The 18,827-nt window shown below is 61.4% G+C and carries 14 protein-coding genes; 5 read left to right on the plus strand and 9 right to left on the minus strand.

The window, feature by feature from the left end; translation table 11 throughout:
* Positions 1 to 59 precede the first annotated feature (59 nt).
* Genes ACA056_RS25465 through ACA056_RS25490 form a run of 6 tightly spaced genes read right to left on the minus strand, consistent with a single transcriptional unit; the run spans position 60 to position 10,238 of the window.
* Complete coding sequence (locus ACA056_RS25465; protein ID WP_497268635.1) at positions 60 to 875, minus strand: YfaP family protein; 816 nt, start codon at positions 873 to 875, stop codon at positions 60 to 62.
* Positions 876 to 878: 3 nt separating this feature from the next.
* Positions 879 to 2,498, minus strand: coding sequence for a DUF2300 domain-containing protein (locus ACA056_RS25470; protein WP_497268637.1), 1,620 nt, complete (start codon positions 2,496 to 2,498; stop codon positions 879 to 881).
* A gap of 1 nt (position 2,499) precedes the next feature.
* On the minus strand, positions 2,500 to 7,065 hold the full coding sequence (locus tag ACA056_RS25475; protein WP_497268639.1) for an alpha-2-macroglobulin family protein: 4,566 nt from the start codon (positions 7,063 to 7,065) through the stop codon (positions 2,500 to 2,502).
* Complete coding sequence (locus tag ACA056_RS25480; RefSeq protein WP_224789262.1) at positions 7,062 to 7,664, minus strand: DUF1175 domain-containing protein; 603 nt, start codon at positions 7,662 to 7,664, stop codon at positions 7,062 to 7,064. The genes ACA056_RS25475 and ACA056_RS25480 overlap by 4 nt, the downstream gene beginning before the upstream one ends.
* 32 nt (positions 7,665 to 7,696) lie before the next feature.
* On the minus strand, positions 7,697 to 9,409 hold the full coding sequence (locus ACA056_RS25485; RefSeq protein ID WP_497268641.1) for a DUF2138 domain-containing protein: 1,713 nt from the start codon (positions 9,407 to 9,409) through the stop codon (positions 7,697 to 7,699).
* Positions 9,410 to 9,446: 37 nt separating this feature from the next.
* Positions 9,447 to 10,238 carry a YfaP family protein gene (locus ACA056_RS25490; protein WP_497268643.1) on the minus strand — a complete coding sequence of 264 codons (792 nt, stop codon included), beginning with the start codon at positions 10,236 to 10,238 and terminating at the stop codon, positions 9,447 to 9,449.
* A gap of 278 nt (positions 10,239 to 10,516) precedes the next feature.
* Here ACA056_RS25490 and ACA056_RS25495 point away from each other — a divergent pair, with 278 nt between their 5' ends.
* From ACA056_RS25495 to ACA056_RS25515, 5 genes are all read left to right on the plus strand, one after another.
* Complete coding sequence (locus ACA056_RS25495) at positions 10,517 to 11,662, plus strand: Fic family protein (RefSeq protein WP_497268645.1); 1,146 nt, start codon at positions 10,517 to 10,519, stop codon at positions 11,660 to 11,662.
* A 120-nt stretch (positions 11,663 to 11,782) separates the two neighbouring features.
* Positions 11,783 to 12,025 carry an exodeoxyribonuclease VII small subunit gene (locus ACA056_RS25500; RefSeq protein ID WP_007894317.1) on the plus strand — a complete coding sequence of 81 codons (243 nt, stop codon included), beginning with the start codon at positions 11,783 to 11,785 and terminating at the stop codon, positions 12,023 to 12,025.
* Positions 12,022 to 12,909: a (2E,6E)-farnesyl diphosphate synthase gene (ispA, locus tag ACA056_RS25505; protein WP_497268647.1), complete on the plus strand. Its 888-nt coding sequence runs from the start codon at positions 12,022 to 12,024 to the stop codon at positions 12,907 to 12,909. The genes ACA056_RS25500 and ispA overlap by 4 nt, the downstream gene beginning before the upstream one ends.
* Before the next feature lie 91 nt (positions 12,910 to 13,000).
* On the plus strand, positions 13,001 to 14,899 hold the full coding sequence (gene dxs, locus ACA056_RS25510) for a 1-deoxy-D-xylulose-5-phosphate synthase (protein WP_497268649.1): 1,899 nt from the start codon (positions 13,001 to 13,003) through the stop codon (positions 14,897 to 14,899).
* Between the two features lie 163 nt (positions 14,900 to 15,062).
* Positions 15,063 to 16,946 carry a TonB-dependent receptor domain-containing protein gene (locus tag ACA056_RS25515; protein ID WP_497268651.1) on the plus strand — a complete coding sequence of 628 codons (1,884 nt, stop codon included), beginning with the start codon at positions 15,063 to 15,065 and terminating at the stop codon, positions 16,944 to 16,946.
* A gap of 11 nt (positions 16,947 to 16,957) precedes the next feature.
* Here the strand turns inward: ACA056_RS25515 and ACA056_RS25520 are convergent, their stop codons facing one another.
* Genes ACA056_RS25520 through ribA form a run of 3 tightly spaced genes read right to left on the minus strand, consistent with a single transcriptional unit; the run spans position 16,958 to position 18,791 of the window.
* Positions 16,958 to 17,758, minus strand: a complete 801-nt coding sequence (locus tag ACA056_RS25520) for a cobalamin-binding protein (RefSeq protein WP_497268653.1) — start codon at positions 17,756 to 17,758, stop codon at positions 16,958 to 16,960.
* The gene (locus tag ACA056_RS25525; protein ID WP_095131408.1) at positions 17,758 to 18,177 is read right to left on the minus strand and encodes an MFS transporter; all 420 of its coding nucleotides are present in this window, start codon (positions 18,175 to 18,177) and stop codon (positions 17,758 to 17,760) included. The genes ACA056_RS25520 and ACA056_RS25525 overlap by 1 nt, the downstream gene beginning before the upstream one ends.
* Complete coding sequence (gene ribA, locus ACA056_RS25530) at positions 18,174 to 18,791, minus strand: GTP cyclohydrolase II (RefSeq protein ID WP_033059420.1); 618 nt, start codon at positions 18,789 to 18,791, stop codon at positions 18,174 to 18,176. The genes ACA056_RS25525 and ribA overlap by 4 nt, the downstream gene beginning before the upstream one ends.
* Positions 18,792 to 18,827 lie beyond the last annotated feature (36 nt).

The following is an 18,827-nucleotide window of genomic DNA, read 5'->3' on the forward strand; positions in this document are numbered from 1 at the left end:
GTTGCTGCAAGTATCCAAGTCCAAGGCAGGTGACGTGCGCACCTTCCTGCTGACTGGCCTCACGGATAACTAAACCCCTTAACCAACGTCAACTCCCCCACCGCCCGCATCGGCACCAGAAACGTCTCCATCTTCTCATTCGGCGTCCCTTCCTCCGTAATCACCGTCACCTGCGCCGTCGTCAGCGACTGAACCGCATCCTCCTGCCCTTCCTCATCACTGCGATACCCGCCCCCGAAGTAGTTCACATAGACGAGGTATTGCCCCTTGATCGGCGCCGGCATGGCGAAGATTTCCGGGCCGTACCCCGTCGTCACGTCAACATCGAGCGCAGCACCATTGGGAACAACGCGGTCGCCGTACCAGATGTGGGCGCCGTCGGGGGTGATGAGGTGCAAATCCAGGTCCGTACCGTCACTGTCCCAAGCCAGTAGCACCCGCAACTTCGCCGGAGTAGCCCCGCCGCTGGCGTTCAGAAACTGCGTGCGATGCCGTTGCTGGCCATCTGGGCTGCGGACTTCGACGCTGTTGCTGCCGTTGGGAAATGAGAACGGGCGATCAAAGCGGCCGGCAGGATCGATCTTTAGCGGCATGCTGACGCCGTTGACGATCAACCGGCCCGGCTCACCAGACTTGGGCGTCGCGTTGATCTGACCGGTGATGCGCGCAGTGTTCGCCTGCCCCACCGGGGTGTTCACCGAGGAGGCCGGGTAGTTGACGATCTGGCGAAAGTTTTCACCTTCGCCTTCAGGCGCGCCAGTGCGCCAGCCGCCAACGGGTGTGTCGAGTTTGGCCGCACTTTCGGCGGCGAACGTCGTCGGCCATACGCAAAAGGAGCAGAGGAACAGGAAGACCTGTGGATAACGGAGTTTCATGGCCTATTCCAGCAAGAGGTGGCGGGCGAGCCCTTCGATGTAGGTTTCATCCTGGCCGTTGGGGTGTGCTTCGAAGGCCAGGTGCAGGTATTCGTGGGTCAGGTCGAGGCGGTCTTGCAGTGACAACACGCCGCGCACGTAGATGCGCTGGCGTTCGCGGTCGACATAGGGGCGGCCGAAGGCCAGGCGGCAGACGGCGAAGGTGCTGACTTCGTTGTAGCCAACCTCGCTTTCCAACCGCGCACGCCAGCCGCGGCGTTGGTTCAGCAGCCAGTCTTGCGCGGCGGGCAGTGCTTCGCAGGAGGCGACGGGGTTGTCCCAGCGGCTGAGGCTGGCGCGCGGGTAGGCGTGCAGCAGGATGGCGTCGTAGCGTTGGCCGGCGTTGGCTTGTTCGACGGCGTGCTGCCAGGAGAGTTTGTCCGGGCCGGGTTGGTCGGAGTGGTAAGTGACGGTGCTGCCGGCGAGGACCAGGTCGCTGGTCCAGGCGGCGATGTGGCGTGATTCGGCGGTGGCCGGACGTGGGGCGACGCGTTGCCGGCTGCTGCTGTCGTCGATGCTCAGGCAGTCGCCGTGGCGGGTGGCGTTTTGCAGCAGGTAGGTTCTTATCGCGATGGCCAGTGCTTTAGCGGCTTCAGCAGGTTCGGGTTTGGCTTCACGTTGCAGGACCCGGGCGACGTACTCTTCACGGTCCAGCCGGGCGACGAGCTTGTCCTTCAACAGAAACAGTTCGCCATCGCTGTGGATATCGAGTTGATTGCCGTTGGCGAATTCGACGCGGTAATCGCCTTGCAAAGGCCCGGAAGCCACAACGTGATCCCCGGCCAGAACACGCCCGATCGGATAACGGGAAAACAGACCGACCTCGACACATCGTCCTGCGTCCGCGGGCCAATCCACCGGCAACACCGTAGCCAACGCCGCACCGTAATGACGAAGCACCATCTGACTGGTCCCGCGCCCTCCCGCCCAGATCGGTGATCCATCCGTCGTCCAGCCGGCAAATCCACCCTGACGCGACGACGGATCCTGATCGCCCAACCAGCTCCAGGTTTTCACCCGCAGTCGGCCACCGAGTTCGCCGACGACATTGCCGTCAGCCGCATTGAGCACCACATCGAGCAACACCCGCCGCGCCTGATCCTGAGCCGGCATCACGGCCAGCACCTTCAGCAATTCCGCCACCGACACGCGCGTAGAAGGCTGCAACGAAGGCAAGTCCAGCAACCATTCCGGAGCCTGCCGAGCCTGCCAATATCCCCGCCAGCCAGCATTGGAAATACCCAATCGCGCAGGCTCAAAGTACAAACCGCACGATTTCACCAACGCCTGATCGCGTTCGATCTTGCCACCCGCCGTGCAGCAATAAACTTCCTCTTTCGACTGCCCGCGACACTCATACGCCGGCTCACGGGCGCCGGTATCCACCAGCCAGCCGTACACGAACAACTTCCACAAACTGCCCAACGGCGCCTGCATATCAGCAGACAACGGCTCGCGGGAAATCACCTGAGTCCGGTTCAGCGAAATCAATTCACCCTTGAAGCCCAGTCGCAACGGCTCGTCCTGCGCTGTCGCCAGCGCAGGAATCAAACACAACAACCACCAGACCAGCGCTCGGGTCATGTCAGTTGACCGTGACCTGGCCGAGAGCGGGTTTCTGTTCCTGGGCTTGGTGCTGTGGCGCGTAGACCTGAGTGAAACGCACCGGCGGCAGGTTGAACTGGCCTTTCTGCGAGAAGCGCACCAGATGACGCAGGCGCAGTTCGCCGCTCAAGGCATCGACCGGAATGGCATATGCCATTTGCCCCGGTTCGAAACGCGCTTTCTCCAATGCAGTCGGTTCGGTGCCGGCATTGCCCATGAGCTTGATGCCCCAAGTCGTGCGCTCGACATCGGCACCCGGCGGCAGCGGCACTTCAATCATGCCGTAGCGCAACGGCTTGGCGGTTTTGCTGGTGATGATCACTTCGTCCAGGTACAGGCCGTCACTGGACAACGGTTTGTTGCCCACCGCTTCGAGCTTGAATTGGAACGCTTCGTCACCGGGCACCAATCGAGACAGGCGACGGATGATGGTCACCGCCATCGGATCAACAGCCGGTTGCTTGGTTTGGTAGCTCAACGCGGCGCGCAACGGACGTTCCTGTGTCCCGGCCAGCGACAACACGGCTGGCACAGGCGAGGCACCCTGCCACGTCCAATACATCTCGCCGGTAGCGCTGTGTTCTTTCTTCCAGCCTTCACCCGGTGCCAGTGCAATCGTCGGCGACGCTTGTTCGATGCTGCGTTGCAACCAGGTCAGTGCCAACGCGCGTTCCAGGGTCGATTGCTGTGGCAGCAAACGTTGCAACAAGGCATGCGCACGAGCCTGATCGAAGGTTTGCAGCGACAGGTTCAAGGCTTCGGCAAAGGGCTGAGAACTGACGGCCAGACGCTGCTGTGCGTCGGGTAGTTGGCGGTTGAAAGCATCCGGGAGATTCACCTTCGATTGCTTCGCCAAAGAGGCAGTCAACGTGCGCGCCGCCGCCAAGCCAAGCGCCGAATCAGGATCGTTCATGACAATGCTGTCTTCGCCATCGTCCATCAGGTTCGCCGCATTGCCCTCACCCGCTGTCGCCAGATCATCCATCAAACCGCTGAGCAAGGTGTTCACCGGCAATTGCATCTGCTTGGCAAACGACAGAATCAGCGCCCGCTGCAACAACGGCGTGTTTTTCGCCTGCTTCGAATACACCTCCAGCACCCGCTGCCAATGCTCCGGCGGCAGGCTCAGTTCCAGCGCTTTGCTGGCGTGCCAGTCGGCGTAATAGGCGTATGCCGTGAGGAACGCATCCGGTTCACCGTCCATGCCCCACCAAGTGAAGCTCGCCGAAGGCCCGGCCATTTGCACCAGCCGCAGACGGCTGTTTTGCATGATCAGGCGCAAGCGATCGCGGATCTGCGGATTCGACGACAAAGTCGGATACGCGATGCTCAACGGCAGCAAACGACTGGCCGTTTGTTCGACGCCTCCGTACGGATAGCTCAACAGATCGTCGAGTGCCGAGCGGAACAGCGCTTGCGGACTGTCATCCAGACGCAGGCGAATATCCGTCGCGTCCGCTGGCAAGGTCAGCGGCGTATCACCGCTGGCCACGTCCAGGCTTTGACTTTGGGTCACTTGCCAGCCTTCGCCGGTCGCGTTCAGGCGCACGGCCAGGGCGTCGGCGGTTTTGCCGTCCTGCACCAGCTCGGCGGTCCACTCGCCGGAGGCCAGCGCGAACGCCGGCAGCGCGATGTAGTTGATGCCGTTATTCAGGGTTACCGGCACGCGCTGTTCGGCGCCGCCGTAATGGATGACCAGCTCAGCCTTGACCGGTTTTTCGGCCTGGCTGAAGGCGAACACACCGAGATCCGGTTTGTCGCCATTGCGGAACTTGGTTGGGCCGCTCCACTTCAGGTACAGCGGTTTTTCCGAGCGCACGAATTGCTTCTTCTGCCCGACCTGACCGTCATCGGCGATGGCCCGGGCGGTGATGCGCCAGCGGGTCAGCGAGTCCGGCATCTTGAAGGTGAAGCGGGTTTTGCCGTTGGCGTCGGTGATCAATTCCGGTTGCCATGCGGCGGTGTCGATATCTTCACGACGCGGCCGTTCCAGCACTTTCACGCCCCGCTCGCTACCGTTAGCTTTGCCTGGCGCGCCAGGGCTGCCCGGCAATGCCACGTCGTAACTGATGAACGACAGACTGGCGCTGGTGCGCACGTTGTTGCGGCGCGGGTGGTAGAAAAACTGGTCGATGGTCGGCGCGACTTCCGGTTGCAGCGCGTAGACCATTTCGTCGACCACGCTGACCGTCAGGTGTGCCGGGATCGGTTTGCCGGCGAACTGCGTGGTCAAGTCCACCGACACGGTATCGCCCGGCTGATACGCCTCTTTGTCCGTGGCAATCGCCACGTCGATCTGCGGCGCAACCACCTTGATGCCGGCGTTCTGGAAGCTGTACTGACCGCCCTTGGTGTAGAGCACGGAGAACGTCAGGTTCGGCGCAAAATTGTCCTTAACCGGGATCCGCGCGCGGTATTGAGTCTCGCTGAGTTTTTCCATCTTCAGCCAGTCGCCGCCCTTGGACAGCAGCGCCGTGGCCTCGACCTTGTCGCGCTCGAGCGACAGCAGTGCATCGCTGATCGGCTCAGGGAACGTGATCAATGCCAGGGCTTCGTCGCCGGCCTTGTACTCGGGTTTATCGAGGACGATTTCCACGGTGCCCGGCACGGCTTTGACGCCGTCGCCAGTGACCGAATGACCGGTGGCACCCACCACGCGGCCATGGTCATCCTTCAACGTCAGGTTGTAAGTACCCGGACGGTCGAAGGCCAGGGTGAAGCCTTTGTCTTTCGCGGCGAGTTTGCCTTCGCCGATGCTCTGGTCCTCCAGACGCACCCAGCTATAACTGCTCGGAGTGACCGCTTTGCTTTGCTCGCTGCCGCCTTCATTCAAATAACTGAACGCAACCTTGTCGCCCACCGCGCTAAAACGCTGAGGCGCGCGCAGGCTGAAACTCGCCGCGCCGCGGTCGATGAGGATTTCCTTGGTGGTCTTGACCCGATACGCCGCGCCGTCGCTGGCGAACACGGTGAGCATGTAGCGGCTCGGTTTCTCGGCGGCCGGCAGGTCGAGGGTCGCGTTGCCTTTGCTGTCGGTGGTCAGTTCGGTGCTGGTCAGTTCCACCGGGAATTGCCCGAGGTATTGCAGCTCGTTGTCGACCATCGACAATTGCTGGGCGCGCAGGCTCAGGCTCAATTTTGCGTTCGCCACCGGTTTGCCGTCCGGATACAGCAGCACCAGGCTGCCCTTCACGGGTTCGCCGATGCGGTAATCCTGCTTGGCCAGGTTCAGGGAAATCTCGAAGTGTGGCTTGATGTATTCGGCGACACGGAAGGCGCTGCTGTAGGCCTGATCCTTGTAGCTGAAACGCAGCTCATAACCGCCCGCCACGGCGTTGTCCGGCAACTGGAACCGGCCTTGAGTGCCAGCCTTGGAGTCGAGTTTCAGCGCCAACGATTGCAGCGCCGTGCCAGTGGCATCGAGCACCGTCACGTTGACGTCGGCTGCGGTCGGCAGCACCGAGTCGCGGGCGTTCTTGAACTCGCGACCGACGATTTTCAGCGACACCCAATCCCCCGGCCGGTACAGCGGCCGATCGGTGAAGGCATAGAGTTTGGTGTCGTAGATTTCGCTGTCGTAATAGAAGTTTTCGGAGACAAACACCCCGCCCTCTTCGTCCTCGCCAATCACGAACGAACGCTCGGGACTGACGTGTTTCAGACGCAGCAAACCATCGGCATCGGTGGCGCCGCTGCTCATCACGCCGAGGCCATCGGTCCACAGCACATTCACCTTCGGCACCGAACTGCCTTGGTGTTTGCGCGCGGCCCAGACCAGTAGTTCATCACCGGCAATCTTGCTCACGGCGACGGTGTTGGAGACAAAGACCATGGTGGTCGCGCGGTACTTGCCGATCAGCGCTTCCACCAGGTACAGACCCGGTTTCAGGTTGCCCAACGGGATGTACACGTTGCCTGGTGCGACGCTGACGAATTCGCTGGAAGATCCAGCGAGGTTCACACCGGTAGGCGGCTGGATCGGTTTGGCTTGCCACAGCGGATAACGGAACTGACTGACCACCGGCAGACCCGGAATCAGGGCGAATTGCGGTTGTGCGTCGTAAGGCGTTGGTGCAGCAATCGCGCTGCCCATCTTCAGCTCCGGCACTTCCTCGGTGACTTGTTTACGGGACTCGTAGGAAAACGCCCGCTGCATCACCCGACGGGATTTGCGATACCAGTTGTCCCACAGGTACGCGAGGGTGTTCGACAGGCCTTCGCCCTTGAACTGGCCGTCACTGACCACACGGTGCAGATTCTTCTGACGCTTGAGGAAATCCAGCGGCTTGTCGATGCGATACACGCGAATGTCGGCGCCGCCGTAAGGCTCCATGCGGAACCGGCGATAGTCGCGGCCCGGCGCTTCGAGGCGCACCATCGCCTGCTCGTCGCTGGCGAAACTGCTGTCGGCCAGCAGGAAGAAGCTTTCACCGGCCACCGGCGTGTAGCCGCTCGGCTCGACGGTGTCTTCGGCATTGACCGCCGAAAAAGGTAGCAGCAGGACCAACAGCAGAGGCAGGAAACGCAACATGCGGGCACCGATCATTGGGAGAGAAAGTTCAGTCGATAGACGCCGATGAAGTTGGGGTTGGCTGCGTCGGGTATCCATCGGGTGTCCTTCCATGTCATGAGTTGCTGCAGGCTTGCGGAACGCATGCCGTTGTCAGTCGGGGTGGTGGTGCCGGTGTGATAGGCGATGTAGCGGCCCATCCAGATCATCAGGTGCTGGTCGTCGCCCTGATCGAAAAACATCAGGTCGCCGGGCCGGGCTTGCGCCAGGTCGCGGCCGACCAGGTGGCTGTTGAACTGAATCAACTTGATCGCGTTGACGTAGGGCCCGACCTTGCCGCCGCCCTGCTGCCACTGCTGGGCAAGGCCGCGCTGGGCCTCGCTCAGTTGCAGCTCTGGCGGCAGGTAACGGTTGGACAGGCCATTGCTGCGCAGCCATTTGTCGTCGTGGACTTTCAGCGCTTCGTTGGCGGCAAAACGGACCAGGCCCGCGCAGTCCTGCTGATACCAGCGCGGGCTCGGGCCTTGGGTCAGTTGTTCCTGGGCGATGCGAACGAACCAGGCGCGGAACACCTGGGATTGCTGCACATCCAGCGGCGGTGCCTCAGTGGCAAATGCCCGGGTGCCCAGCAACATCGCCAGCAGGCCGAGGCCTCGGATGAGTGCTGTCACAGGGCTTTCCATTCCAGCGGCAGCCATTGCCAGTGGCCGTCGGGTTCGCTGCCTTCCGGCAAGGTCAGGGCGTATTTGCCGTAGCCGCCGAGCTTGCGCAGTTTCGGGATCAGGTAGGTCTGCGCGGCGTTGTAGAACACCGGCTCCATGTCCTGCGGCAGGCTGTCGAGGGTTTCCTGTTGCATCAGCTGCGCCATGGAATCCGGGCCGAAGTAGACCGGCATCAGCAGGTCTTTCGGCACCACGTCGGCCATCGGCGGGAAGCGTTTGTCGAGGGTGCCGAGGGCTTTTTCAACCAGCTTGTCGTCGAGGGAAAACAGCAGCGTCGAACCGTGGCGCGCCAGGCTGACTTTCATGAATGCCTTGCCGGTGATCGCGTCCGGGTTCTCGGCATCCTTGGCTTTGTAAGGACCAAAGTTGGAGCTGACCTGACGCTGCCATTGGTGGGTTGGGCCTTCCTGCTTCTCGACCACCGGAAACGCGTGCTCTTCGACGTTGCCTTCGTAGGCACCGACCATCGAGCCGAACAGGCTGCCCAGGTCGCCGTCGAGTTTGGCGCTGTCATCATCGTTCAGGCTGGCCACCAGCAACGGCGTGTACAACCGTGAATCGGCGTACCAGCAGAGGCCGGCGGCACCGGCCATGTGTTCGGTCAGGGCCTGAGCCACCGACTCTTCGGCACCGAGTTTCACCAGCAGCGGTTTTTGTTGTTCGGCGGCGAGCGGCAAGGCGACACAGGCACTGGCGCCCATCGGCATGGCTTGCCAGATCGGCTTGAAATCGAAGTCCGGCTGGTCGTCCAGCTCGTCCATAGCGAGGAAGCTGTGCCAGCCCTTGTCGTCCATGTCGAAACGCAGGCCGGCGAAGTTCGGGATGAAACGCTGATAACCCATCGCCAGAACGCTGGAATTGACCGACAGACGTTGTTTCACTTCAGGCGCGCGCGGTGGTAGGCCGAAGGCTTCGGGGAACAGTTTGTCACCGTTAAGCAACGCGGCGATGGACTTGGTCGAGACGCTGCCCGGTTCTTCCGAAGGGCCACTTTCCGCGTCATAGAGTTTGGTCGGGTTGGACAGCACCACCAGTTTGTCGCCATGGGAGGCGAACAACAGCGCTTTGCTGTTGTTATAGGTCAGTTGATAGAGAGTCACGTCATCGGCGCCGACTTTCACTGTGGCGACAGTGCTCAGTTGCGAATCATCCAGCGCCACTTTCGCCAGTGGCTCCAGCACCTTGGCCAGACCACCGCGATCCATCACCAACAAAAAGTCTTTCAGCCGACCGTCCGCCCCGCGCCACAACGCCACATCCGCTGGTTGATCGAAGAGCTGCTCGATCAAACTGTCCTGCAACTTCAGGTCATGTTCGTAAATGATCCGCCGTAGACTGCCGATCAAGCCGAGGCGATCCGCGTGCGCTTCGTAATAGAAGACGAAATCTTCGGTCAGGGTTTCCCTGAGGAACGGCACCGTCAGCAAGTCCTTGGGCAATTGGCTCAGGGAATGGGTTTCGAGCAGACCGTCCGGGCGGCTCATGCCCAGTTTGTCGCTGGCAAGCGCAGCCGGTTGCACCTTGGGTTTGTGCATGAACCAGCCCAACCCGGCCGCGACGCTGGCCACCAGGACCAGCCCGATCAGCAGCGCCGGCCAGCGGCGAGGAGTTTTGGCTGCAGGCGTTTCGGCGGCCGGAGAAACAGTGTTATCGCTCATGTTCACAAAACCCGATGTCATCCGTGGAGCGGGATGCTTAATAGTTGAAAGTCTTGACCAGCAGCAGGTCACCGATGGCCCGCAGGGGCACGATGAAGGTCTCGCGTTTTTCGTCGACGGTGTTTTCGTTGAGCACCAGGTTGATCTGCGAGGTGATCACCTCGTTCTGGTTGCTGGTCTCATCGAAGTTATAGCCGCCGCTGCCGAAGTTGCCCCAATAGTTCACGTAAACCAGATAGGTGCCATGCATCGGCGCGGTCATGGTGAACATTTCCGGGCCGGGGCCATCGACGCCGTCCGGGTCCAGCCCGCCGCCGTTGCTCATCGCCGGGCGAGCCCAGAACGCGTGTTGGCCGTCGGGGGTAATGATATGCAGATCGAGTTCGGCTTTCGGATCGTCCCAACCCAGCACCACGCGAATCCGTGCCGGCGTGCGCAGGTTGTTGGCTTCATAGAATTGAACGCGCTTGAGGGATTTGCCTTCAGCACTGCGTACTTCGACGCTGTTGGAACCGGCGCCAAACGCATACGGCCGGGCGAAACGCCCTTGGTCGTCGGTGTACAGGTTCAGGGGATTGCCGTTGACGGCCAGCGTATGAGGCCCGCGTTGCGTGCCGATGGCCTTGAGCTGGCCTTGGATCATCGTGCGATTGCGCTGCACGCCCCGGTCGATGGGCGGCGTCGGATAGGCGACTTGAGGGTATTCGCTGCGGTCCAGCAGGCCGTTGTAGCGCCAGCCGCCGACCGGCTCCGACAACTCGGCCGTCGGCTCGGCCCTGGCAGCGGTCGCGCAGACCAACGCCATCAGCACCAGAAGAAATGAACGCATGTGACGCCTCCTGCCATGCATAACGAAACCTTGCGCCCGATCCTCGGCGCGTTACAGATCCAAAAACTGCGTTTCGTCAGAAAGACCCATGACTATCGGGTCCTAGAAGGCGCGAAGATTAGCCATTCGGCGGTTTTTTAACAATCGGATACATCTATTTTTGCGGTGGGATTCACGCTGGCAGGTGGACGGTGAGCCGAATAGGCGTCATATTCGGCTCACTATATGAGCCGAATAACATTTCTATTCGGCTCACCCACTCCAAGAGCACCGAGTTCATGGCACCTCACTGGATCTGGCAGCAGCCCGATTGGCCCAATTTCAACTGGCAAGCAGAGCGGTTGGGGCCGTTTTTGCGCGAGTGTGTCCAAGCACAAGGGCGATTGATGGGCATGGCGAGCTCAGTGGGCAGTTCGCTGAGCGCTCAAAGCGAACTGGATGCGCTGTTGCAGAACATCGTGACCTCATCCGCCATTGAGGGTGAGCAGCTGAATGTAGGTTCGGTTCGCTCGTCATTGGCGCGACGGCTGGGCCTGGATCTGGTCGATGGCAATGATGTCAGCCAGCGCAGTGAAGGGCTGGCGCAATTGATGCTCGACGCCACTCAGCATTTCGCTGAACCGCTGACGCTGGAGCGATTACTCGATTGGCACGAATGGCTGTTTCCCGAGCAAGAGACCGATCTCGCTGCCCGACCGATTCGTGTCGGCGCGTTACGCGGCGATGATCCGATGCAAGTGGTGTCCGGCCGCCTCGACAGACCAACCGTTCACTTCGAAGCCCCGCCTCGTCAGGGCCTTGAGCGACAGCTCGACACCTTCCTCACCTGGTTTACCGCCAGCCGAAATCAGGCGGGGCTCGATCCATTGCTGCGGGCCGGCATCGCGCACTTCTGGTTTGTCACTCTGCACCCTTTCGACGATGGCAACGGTCGCCTGACGCGAACGATCGCCGATCTGGCATTGGCTCAGGGTGAAGACCAAGCCATCCGCTTCTATGCCATGTCGGCGAGCATTCTCGAAGATCGGTCCGGCTATTATCGAGTGCTCGAAACCTGCCAGAAAGCCACACTGGATATCACCGAGTGGCTGGAATGGTTTCTGCAAACCCTGCTGCGCAGCTTGCAGCAAGCCATGGGCCGGATCGAGAGCGTGCTGGGCAAGACGCGTTTCTGGCAGGCGCACAGGATGTCATCGCTGTCGGCTGACCAGATAAAGGTCCTCAATCGCTTGCTCGATGGTGGGGAACGAGGTTTCGAGGCGGGCATCAGCGCGGCCCAGTACCAGGCAGTCGCCAAGGTTTCGAAAGCCACCGCGACCCGTCATCTGGCCGAACTGCTGGAGAAGGGCTGCCTGGAACGCCTGCCAGGTGGAGGGCGCAGTACTCGGTACCGGATCAATTATCCCAATGACTCAACCCTTTAAATAAACCAAAAGATGATCTGTAGCAGCTGACACCAGTGGCCGAAATGCCCCGCTCATTTGCCCATAACCCCCATGTCTGCTAGTGTCGCGCCGGTTTAACGTCAACCGGAAATAGCCGCCATGGCCCGCAAAAAAGCTGCACTGGATTTCGAACAATCTCTCGCTGACCTGCAAACGCTGGTGGAGCGTCTGGAGAACGGCGAATTGTCGCTGGAAGATTCGCTGACGGCTTTCGAGCAAGGCATCGGTCTGACCCGCGATTGCCAGGCGGCGCTGGCCCAGGCCGAGCAAAAGGTTCAAGTGCTGCTCGAGCGTGATGGCGAGCTGGCCGAGGAACCCTTCGACGCGGATCAGCCAGAATGATTGCAGCGTATTCGGCGACCAGCCAGGCCCGCGTCAATGCTGCACTGGAAACCCTGTTCAACGCGCCGAGCCCTGAGCTCGCGCGCCTGTACGAAGCCATGCGCTACAGCGTGATGAATGGCGGCAAACGGGTCCGCCCGCTGCTGGCCTACGCCGCGTGCGAAGCGCTGGGCGGCAAGGCTGAACAAGCCAACGGCGCGGCGTGCGCGGTGGAGCTGATTCACGCTTATTCCCTGGTGCATGACGATTTGCCGGCCATGGACGACGACGATCTGCGTCGCGGCCAGCCGACCACCCACAAAAAATTTGATGAAGCTTGCGCGATTCTGGCCGGTGACGGTTTGCAGAGTCTGGCCTTCAGCGCCCTGCTCGACCCGCGCCTGAGCACCTCGGACGCTGAAATCCGCCTGCAAATGGTCAGTGCTCTCGCATTGGCCGCGGGCCCGGCAGGCATGGTCGGCGGTCAAGCCATTGACCTCGGTTCGGTCGGTCTGAAACTCGATCAAAAAGCCCTCGAATACATGCACCGGCACAAGACCGGCGCGCTGATCGAGGTCAGCGTCAAACTCGGCGCCCTGGCCAGCGGCCGTGCCGAGAGGGACGAACTGAAGTCCTTGCAGACTTATGCACAGGCCATCGGCCTGGCGTTCCAGGTGCAGGACGACATTCTCGACGTCGAAAGCGATACCGAAACCCTCGGCAAACGCCAGGGCGCCGACATCGCACGCGACAAGCCAACCTACCCGGCCCTGCTCGGCCTCGACGCGGCCAAGACTTACGCCCTGGAGCTACGCGATCAGGCCCTGCATGCGCTGCGACCGTTTGACGCGGCAGCCGAGCCGTTGCGCGATCTTGCCCGTTATATCGTCGATCGGCGCAGCTGACGGCGTATCCGCCAAAAAATACCAACGCGTGGGCAGGGGGCGATGCATCAGGTAAACTGCCGCATCTTTTATACCTATAACGATTCGCCTGATGCCCACGACGTTTCATGAGATTCCCCGCAAGCGCCCGACCACGCCCCTGCTCGACCGTGCCAACACGCCGGACGGCCTGCGCCGGTTAGGCGAAGCCGAGCTGGAAACCCTGGCCGATGAGTTGCGCCTGGAATTGCTCTACACGGTCGGACAGACCGGCGGGCATTTCGGTGCCGGCCTGGGCGTCATCGAGCTGACCATCGCGTTGCATTACGTGTTCGACACCCCGGACGACCGGCTGGTGTGGGACGTGGGTCATCAGGCCTATCCGCACAAAATCCTCACCGGTCGTCGCGAGCGCATGGGCACCCTGCGCCAAAAGGACGGCGTCGCGGCTTTCCCGCGTCGTTCCGAGAGCGAGTACGACACCTTTGGCGTCGGCCACTCCAGCACCTCGATCAGCGCAGCGCTGGGCATGGCCATTGCCGCCCGCCTGCAAAACAGTGATCGCAAGGCGATTGCCGTGATCGGCGATGGCGCACTGACCGCCGGCATGGCGTTCGAGGCGCTGAACCATGCGCCGGAAGTGAACGCCAACATGCTGGTGATCCTCAACGACAACGACATGTCGATCTCGCGCAATGTCGGCGGGCTGTCGAACTATCTTGCGAAAATCCTTTCCAGCCGCACTTACGCGAGCATGCGCGAAGGCAGCAAAAAGGTTCTGTCGCGCCTGCCCGGCGCTTGGGAAATCGCCCGTCGCACCGAAGAATACGCAAAAGGCATGCTGGTCCCCGGCACGCTGTTTGAAGAGCTGGGCTGGAACTACATCGGCCCGATCGATGGCCACGACCTGCCGACCCTGATCGCCACCCTGCGCAACATGCGCGATCTGAAAGGCCCGCAGTTCCTGCACGTCGTCACCAAGAAAGGCAAAGGTTTCGCCCCGGCAGAAGTCGACCCGATCGGCTACCACGCGATCACCAAACTCGAACCGCTGAACGCTCCGGCCGCCGCGCCGAAGAAAGCTGGCGGGCCGAAGTATTCCGGCGTGTTCGGCGAATGGCTGTGCGACATGGCCGCGTCCGATCCGCGTCTTGTCGGGATCACCCCGGCGATGAAAGAAGGCTCCGATCTGGTGGCCTTCAGCGAGCGTTTCCCGCTGCGCTATTTCGATGTGGCGATTGCCGAGCAACACGCTGTGACCCTCGCTGCCGGCATGGCCTGCGAAGGTGCAAAACCGGTGGTGGCGATTTATTCGACGTTCCTGCAACGTGGCTACGACCAATTGATTCATGACGTCGCGGTGCAAAACCTCGACGTCCTGTTCGCCATCGACCGCGCCGGTCTGGTCGGCGAAGACGGCCCGACTCACGCGGGCAGCTTCGACCTGTCGTTCCTGCGCTGCATCCCCGGCATGCTGGTGATGACCCCGAGCGACGAAAACGAACTGCGCAAAATGCTCACCACCGGCCACCTGTTCAACGGCCCGGCGGCGGTGCGTTATCCGCGCGGCTCTGGCCCGAACGCGACGATCGAGAAAAACCTCGAGCCGATCGAAATCGGCAAGGGTGTGGTTCGTCGTCAGGGCAGCAAAGTCGCTCTGCTGGTGTTCGGCGTGCAACTGGCCGAGGCGCTGAAAGTCGCCGAGAGGCTGGATGCCACCGTGGTCGACATGCGTTTCGTCAAACCGCTTGATGAAGCACTGGTTCGCGAGATCGCCGGCAGCCATGAGCTGCTGGTGACCATCGAAGAGAACGCGATCATGGGCGGTGCCGGTGGCGCAGTCAGCGAGTTTCTCGCCCGCGAAAACATCCTCAAGTCGATGCTGCACCTGGGCTTGCCGGACAGTTACGTCGAGCACGCCAAGCCTGCGCAAATGCTGGCCGAGTGCGGGCTGGATGAGGCCGGGATCGAAGCTTCGGTTCGTGAGCGTCTGCAACTGCTGAACATCTGAATAAATGCAAAACCCTTTGTGGGAGCGAGCCTGCTCGCGATAGCGGTCTGACAGTCACCTCTTCTTTGACTGACACACCCTCATCGCGAGCAGGCTCGCTCCCACATTGGTTTTCTGTGCCTTTCAAAATTTGTGTTCGCTTAAAAGCGCCAACGGACTGCCGATGAAACTCTCCCCCCTCGCCCTGACGCTGACCCTTCTGCCGTCGGGCCAACTGCTGGCCGACACCTTCGAACGCGACCAGGCCCTGAAGCTTCCCGACGTGCTGATCAGCGCCAACCGTCAGGTCGAAGCGCGCAATGACAGCAGCGCCGCCAACACCGTGTTCACCCGCGAAGACATCGAGCGCCTGCAACCGAGTAGCGTCACTGATTTGCTACGTCGTGTGCCGGGTGTGCAAGTCGGGCAAACCGGCGGGCGCGGCAGTCTGCCGGGGATTTACATTCGCGGCACCAAGTCGGCCCAAAGCCTGGTGCTGGTCGACGGCCAGCGCATCGGCAACGCCACCTCCGGCGACAGCAACCTGCAACACATCAACATCGAACAGGTTGAGCGCGTGGAAGTGCTGCGTGGTTCCCGCTCGGTGATTTATGGCAGCGATGCGATTGGCGGGGTGATTCAGATCTTCACTCGTCGCGGCGGCGAGCAAGGCCTGCAACCGCGAATGCACGTGGGCTTTGGCAGCAACCAGACCTGGGAACGCAGCCTTGGGCTGTCCGGCGGCGACGAGCAGACCCGATTCAACCTCGGCGCCAGCCTCGATGAAACCGCCGGAATCAATCGCACCCGCGAGTCGTATCCCAGAGATGGCGATCATGACGAGTACCGCAACAAATCGATGAGTTTGAGCCTGAGCCACGCCCTCACCGATGACATCGAAATCGGCGCCAACCTGCTCGATAACCGTGGCAAAAGTGAGTTCGACAATCCGTTCGGGCGCTTCGACATGGACACGTTCGAGTCAGTCCAGCAGCAGCCCTACAGCGACTTCGCGGTGAGCAGCGTCAGCAGTTACGTCGATGCGCGTATCAACGACCTGTGGAAAACCCGCGTCGAGTTCGGCCACAGCGAAAACCGCGAGAAGACACTCGACACGCTCAGCACTGAGCGCAGCGTGTTCAACACGTATCGCGACTCGGTGAACTGGCAGAACGACCTGACCCTCGACGAGCGCAACAGCCTGATCCTCGGCGGCGACTGGTACGAGGACCGGATCAACAGCAGCACGCCATTCGACGAGGACAGCCGCTGGAACCGTGCGGCGTTCATTCAGCATCATTACCAGGCGGACAGCTTTTCCACCGAACTGGGCCTGCGCCGCGATCAGAACCAGCAGTTCGGCGGCCAGAACAGCTGGAGCGGCACCTTCACCCTGCCGCTGAATCCGGACAACGATGTGCTGCTGACCTACAGCGAAGGCTTCCGCGCCCCGACGTTCAATGATCTGTATTACCCCGATTTCAGTAATCCGGATCTGAAGCCCGAGACGTCGAAAAGCTATGAGCTGCAATGGCGCAGTCAGTTGACCGACACCAGTCGCCTGGAAGCGTCGCTGTACCGCACCGATCTGGAAGACGCGATTATCGTCGGCAGCAACAACCGCCCGCAGAACGTCGCCTCGGCACGCATCAATGGTTTCGAAGCGGCTTTGAAACAGGAACTGTTCGGCTGGCAGAGCAACCTCGGCGTGGCGATCATCGACCCGCGGGACCGCGACAGCGGCCACACCCTGGCTCGGCGCGCACGGAGGACCTTGAGCCTGGATCTGGATCGGCAGTTCGACCGGCTAGGGCTCGGCGCCAGCTGGCAAGCGGTGAGCAGCAGCTATGACGATGAGAACAATCAGCAGCCGTTGGGCGGGTACGCGCTGCTGGGGTTGCGCAGTAGCTGGGAATTGAATCGTGAGATCAAGCTTGAGCTGAAGGTCGATAACCTGTTGGACAAGGGTTATAGCCGGGCGCTGTACAGCCATGACGGCAGTCAGTATGGGTATCGCGAGGAAGGTCGGGCGTGGATGTTTGGGGTGACCTGGACGCCGGAGCTCTGAGCGGTCAGCGGTCAGCGGTCAGGCGCGATCAACTGGCACAACTGGGCCGTCGCTTCGATCATCTGTCCACTCGGCCGCTCCAGCCCCTTATCCGTCACCAGCAGCAAGTGCCCCTGCGCCACTGCCGCCACTTGCGGCCAGGCTTTCCACGCATCGAGCTGTGCCTGATCACTGGCCAAAATCACGCCTGGATTACGCTGCAATACCGCCTCAATACTGACCTGCGGCGCCGGCAAGGTCAGGTCGGCAAACACATTGCGCGCCCCGCACACCTCAAGCGCATCGCTGATGACCTGCCCGCCACCAACGGTGTACAGCGGCCGATCCCAGACCTGATAAAACACCCGCAATGGCACATCCCGACGATAACGCTGGCGCAGCGAATCCAGTTGCTGACGCAACTTCTCAGCTAAAGAAACGCCACGCTCCGGACGGCCGAGCTGTGAGGCAATCGCCTCGATCTGCGAAGTGAGTTGTTCGAGGTTGTGGGGGTCAGCAACGTAGGTCGGGATGTTCAACCGCTTGAGCTGTTCACGCTGGGCCGGGCCAACGCTGCCGGGCCAGAGCAACAGCAGATCGGGCTTGAGACTGAGCAGCTGTTCCATGTCCAGCTGACCATAGCGGCCAACCGAAGGAAGGTTTTTGAGCTCGGCAGGACGCTCACCGGCATCCAGCACACCCACCAGCAGGTCGGCTGAACCCAGCTCAACAACGATTTCAGAGAGCGATGGTGCGAGGCTGACAACGCGTTCGACCGCAGCCGCCGGGCCACTGGCGGCCAGCAGCAAAACCGCCAGCCAGACGGGCCGCATCAGCCGAGTTGACGCGGAATACGGTAGAGATAAAACAGCACCAGGGTCGACAGCGACAACAGCATCAACGGCACGGCTTCGAGGCCGACGAATACCGCCAGCGCGCCGATCCAGGCCGGCAGGCCGGCAGCCAGGAATGCCGTGCGACGCTTGGCAGCCAGGGCGATCCAGGCAGCAGGTTCTTCAGGGGTGTCGAGGGCTTTTTGAGTGGCGATCAACGCGTGTTTGTAGCCGCCAAAGAATTTCAGGCTGACAAACATCGACGCCACACCGGCGATGAACAACGGCATCGCCAGCACCGGCAGGATCGCCTCGCTCTGGCCAAACACGCCATTGATCACGAACAGCGGCACCAAGGCCAGCGCCAGGTATTGCCACCAATTGACGGACAGTCGCCGCCGAACCTGACCGCGGGTCACGCCCGGTCAGCCTCACCCTGGTGCTCGTTGCCCATCATGTGGTCGAGCTTGCTGGCCTTGGTGGCCAGGTAGAGTTTGTTGTGCGGATTGTGGCCGGTGTGCAGCGGCACGCGCTCGGCGACCACGATGCCCATGTCGGTCAAGGCTTTGACCTTGCGTGGGTTGTTGGTCATCAAACGCAGGGATTTCACGCCCAGGTGCTCCAGCATCGGCAGGCACATGGCGTAGTCACGTTGGTCGGCGGCAAAACCCAGACGCTCGTTGGCTTCAACAGTATCGGCGCCGCCATCCTGCAATTCATAGGCGCGGATCTTGTTCAGCAGGCCAATGCCACGGCCCTCTTGACGCAAGTACAGCAACACGCCACGGCCTTCACGGGCGATGGCCTGCAAGGCGGCCTCGAGCTGCGAGCCGCAGTCGCAACGCTGGCTGAACAAGGCATCGCCGGTCAGGCATTCGGAGTGCAACCGGCCGAGTACCGGGGCACCGTCAACGAACTCACCCAGGCTCAGCACCACGTGCTCGCGCCCGTTTTCTTCATCGAGAAAGCCGTGCATGGTGAATTGCGCAAAAGGCGTTGGCAGCTTGGAAGCGGCGACAAAAACGACAGGCACCGGTGTGCTCCTGATCAATAAGTACTGGAGATTCGC

This window comes from Pseudomonas sp. LBUM1666, assembly GCF_059695775.1.

Bases quoted from the DNA above. Each gene is read 5' to 3' on its own strand.
- ACA056_RS25465 (WP_497268635.1), bottom strand. From the start codon at position 875: ATGAAACTCCGTTATCCACAGGTCTTCCTGTTCCTCTGCTCCTTTTGC.
- ACA056_RS25470 (WP_497268637.1), bottom strand. From the start codon at position 2,498: ATGACCCGAGCGCTGGTCTGGTGGTTGTTGTGTTTGATTCCTGCGCTG.
- ACA056_RS25475 (WP_497268639.1), bottom strand. From the start codon at position 7,065: ATGATCGGTGCCCGCATGTTGCGTTTCCTGCCTCTGCTGTTGGTCCTG.
- ACA056_RS25480 (WP_224789262.1), bottom strand. From the start codon at position 7,664: ATGTTGCTGGGCACCCGGGCATTTGCCACTGAGGCACCGCCGCTGGAT.
- ACA056_RS25485 (WP_497268641.1), bottom strand. From the start codon at position 9,409: ATGAGCGATAACACTGTTTCTCCGGCCGCCGAAACGCCTGCAGCCAAA.
- ACA056_RS25490 (WP_497268643.1), bottom strand. From the start codon at position 10,238: ATGCGTTCATTTCTTCTGGTGCTGATGGCGTTGGTCTGCGCGACCGCT.
- ACA056_RS25495 (WP_497268645.1), top strand. From the start codon at position 10,517: ATGGCACCTCACTGGATCTGGCAGCAGCCCGATTGGCCCAATTTCAAC.
- ACA056_RS25500 (WP_007894317.1), top strand. From the start codon at position 11,783: ATGGCCCGCAAAAAAGCTGCACTGGATTTCGAACAATCTCTCGCTGAC.
- ispA (WP_497268647.1), top strand. From the start codon at position 12,022: ATGATTGCAGCGTATTCGGCGACCAGCCAGGCCCGCGTCAATGCTGCA.
- dxs (WP_497268649.1), top strand. From the start codon at position 13,001: ATGCCCACGACGTTTCATGAGATTCCCCGCAAGCGCCCGACCACGCCC.
- ACA056_RS25515 (WP_497268651.1), top strand. From the start codon at position 15,063: ATGAAACTCTCCCCCCTCGCCCTGACGCTGACCCTTCTGCCGTCGGGC.
- ACA056_RS25520 (WP_497268653.1), bottom strand. From the start codon at position 17,758: ATGCGGCCCGTCTGGCTGGCGGTTTTGCTGCTGGCCGCCAGTGGCCCG.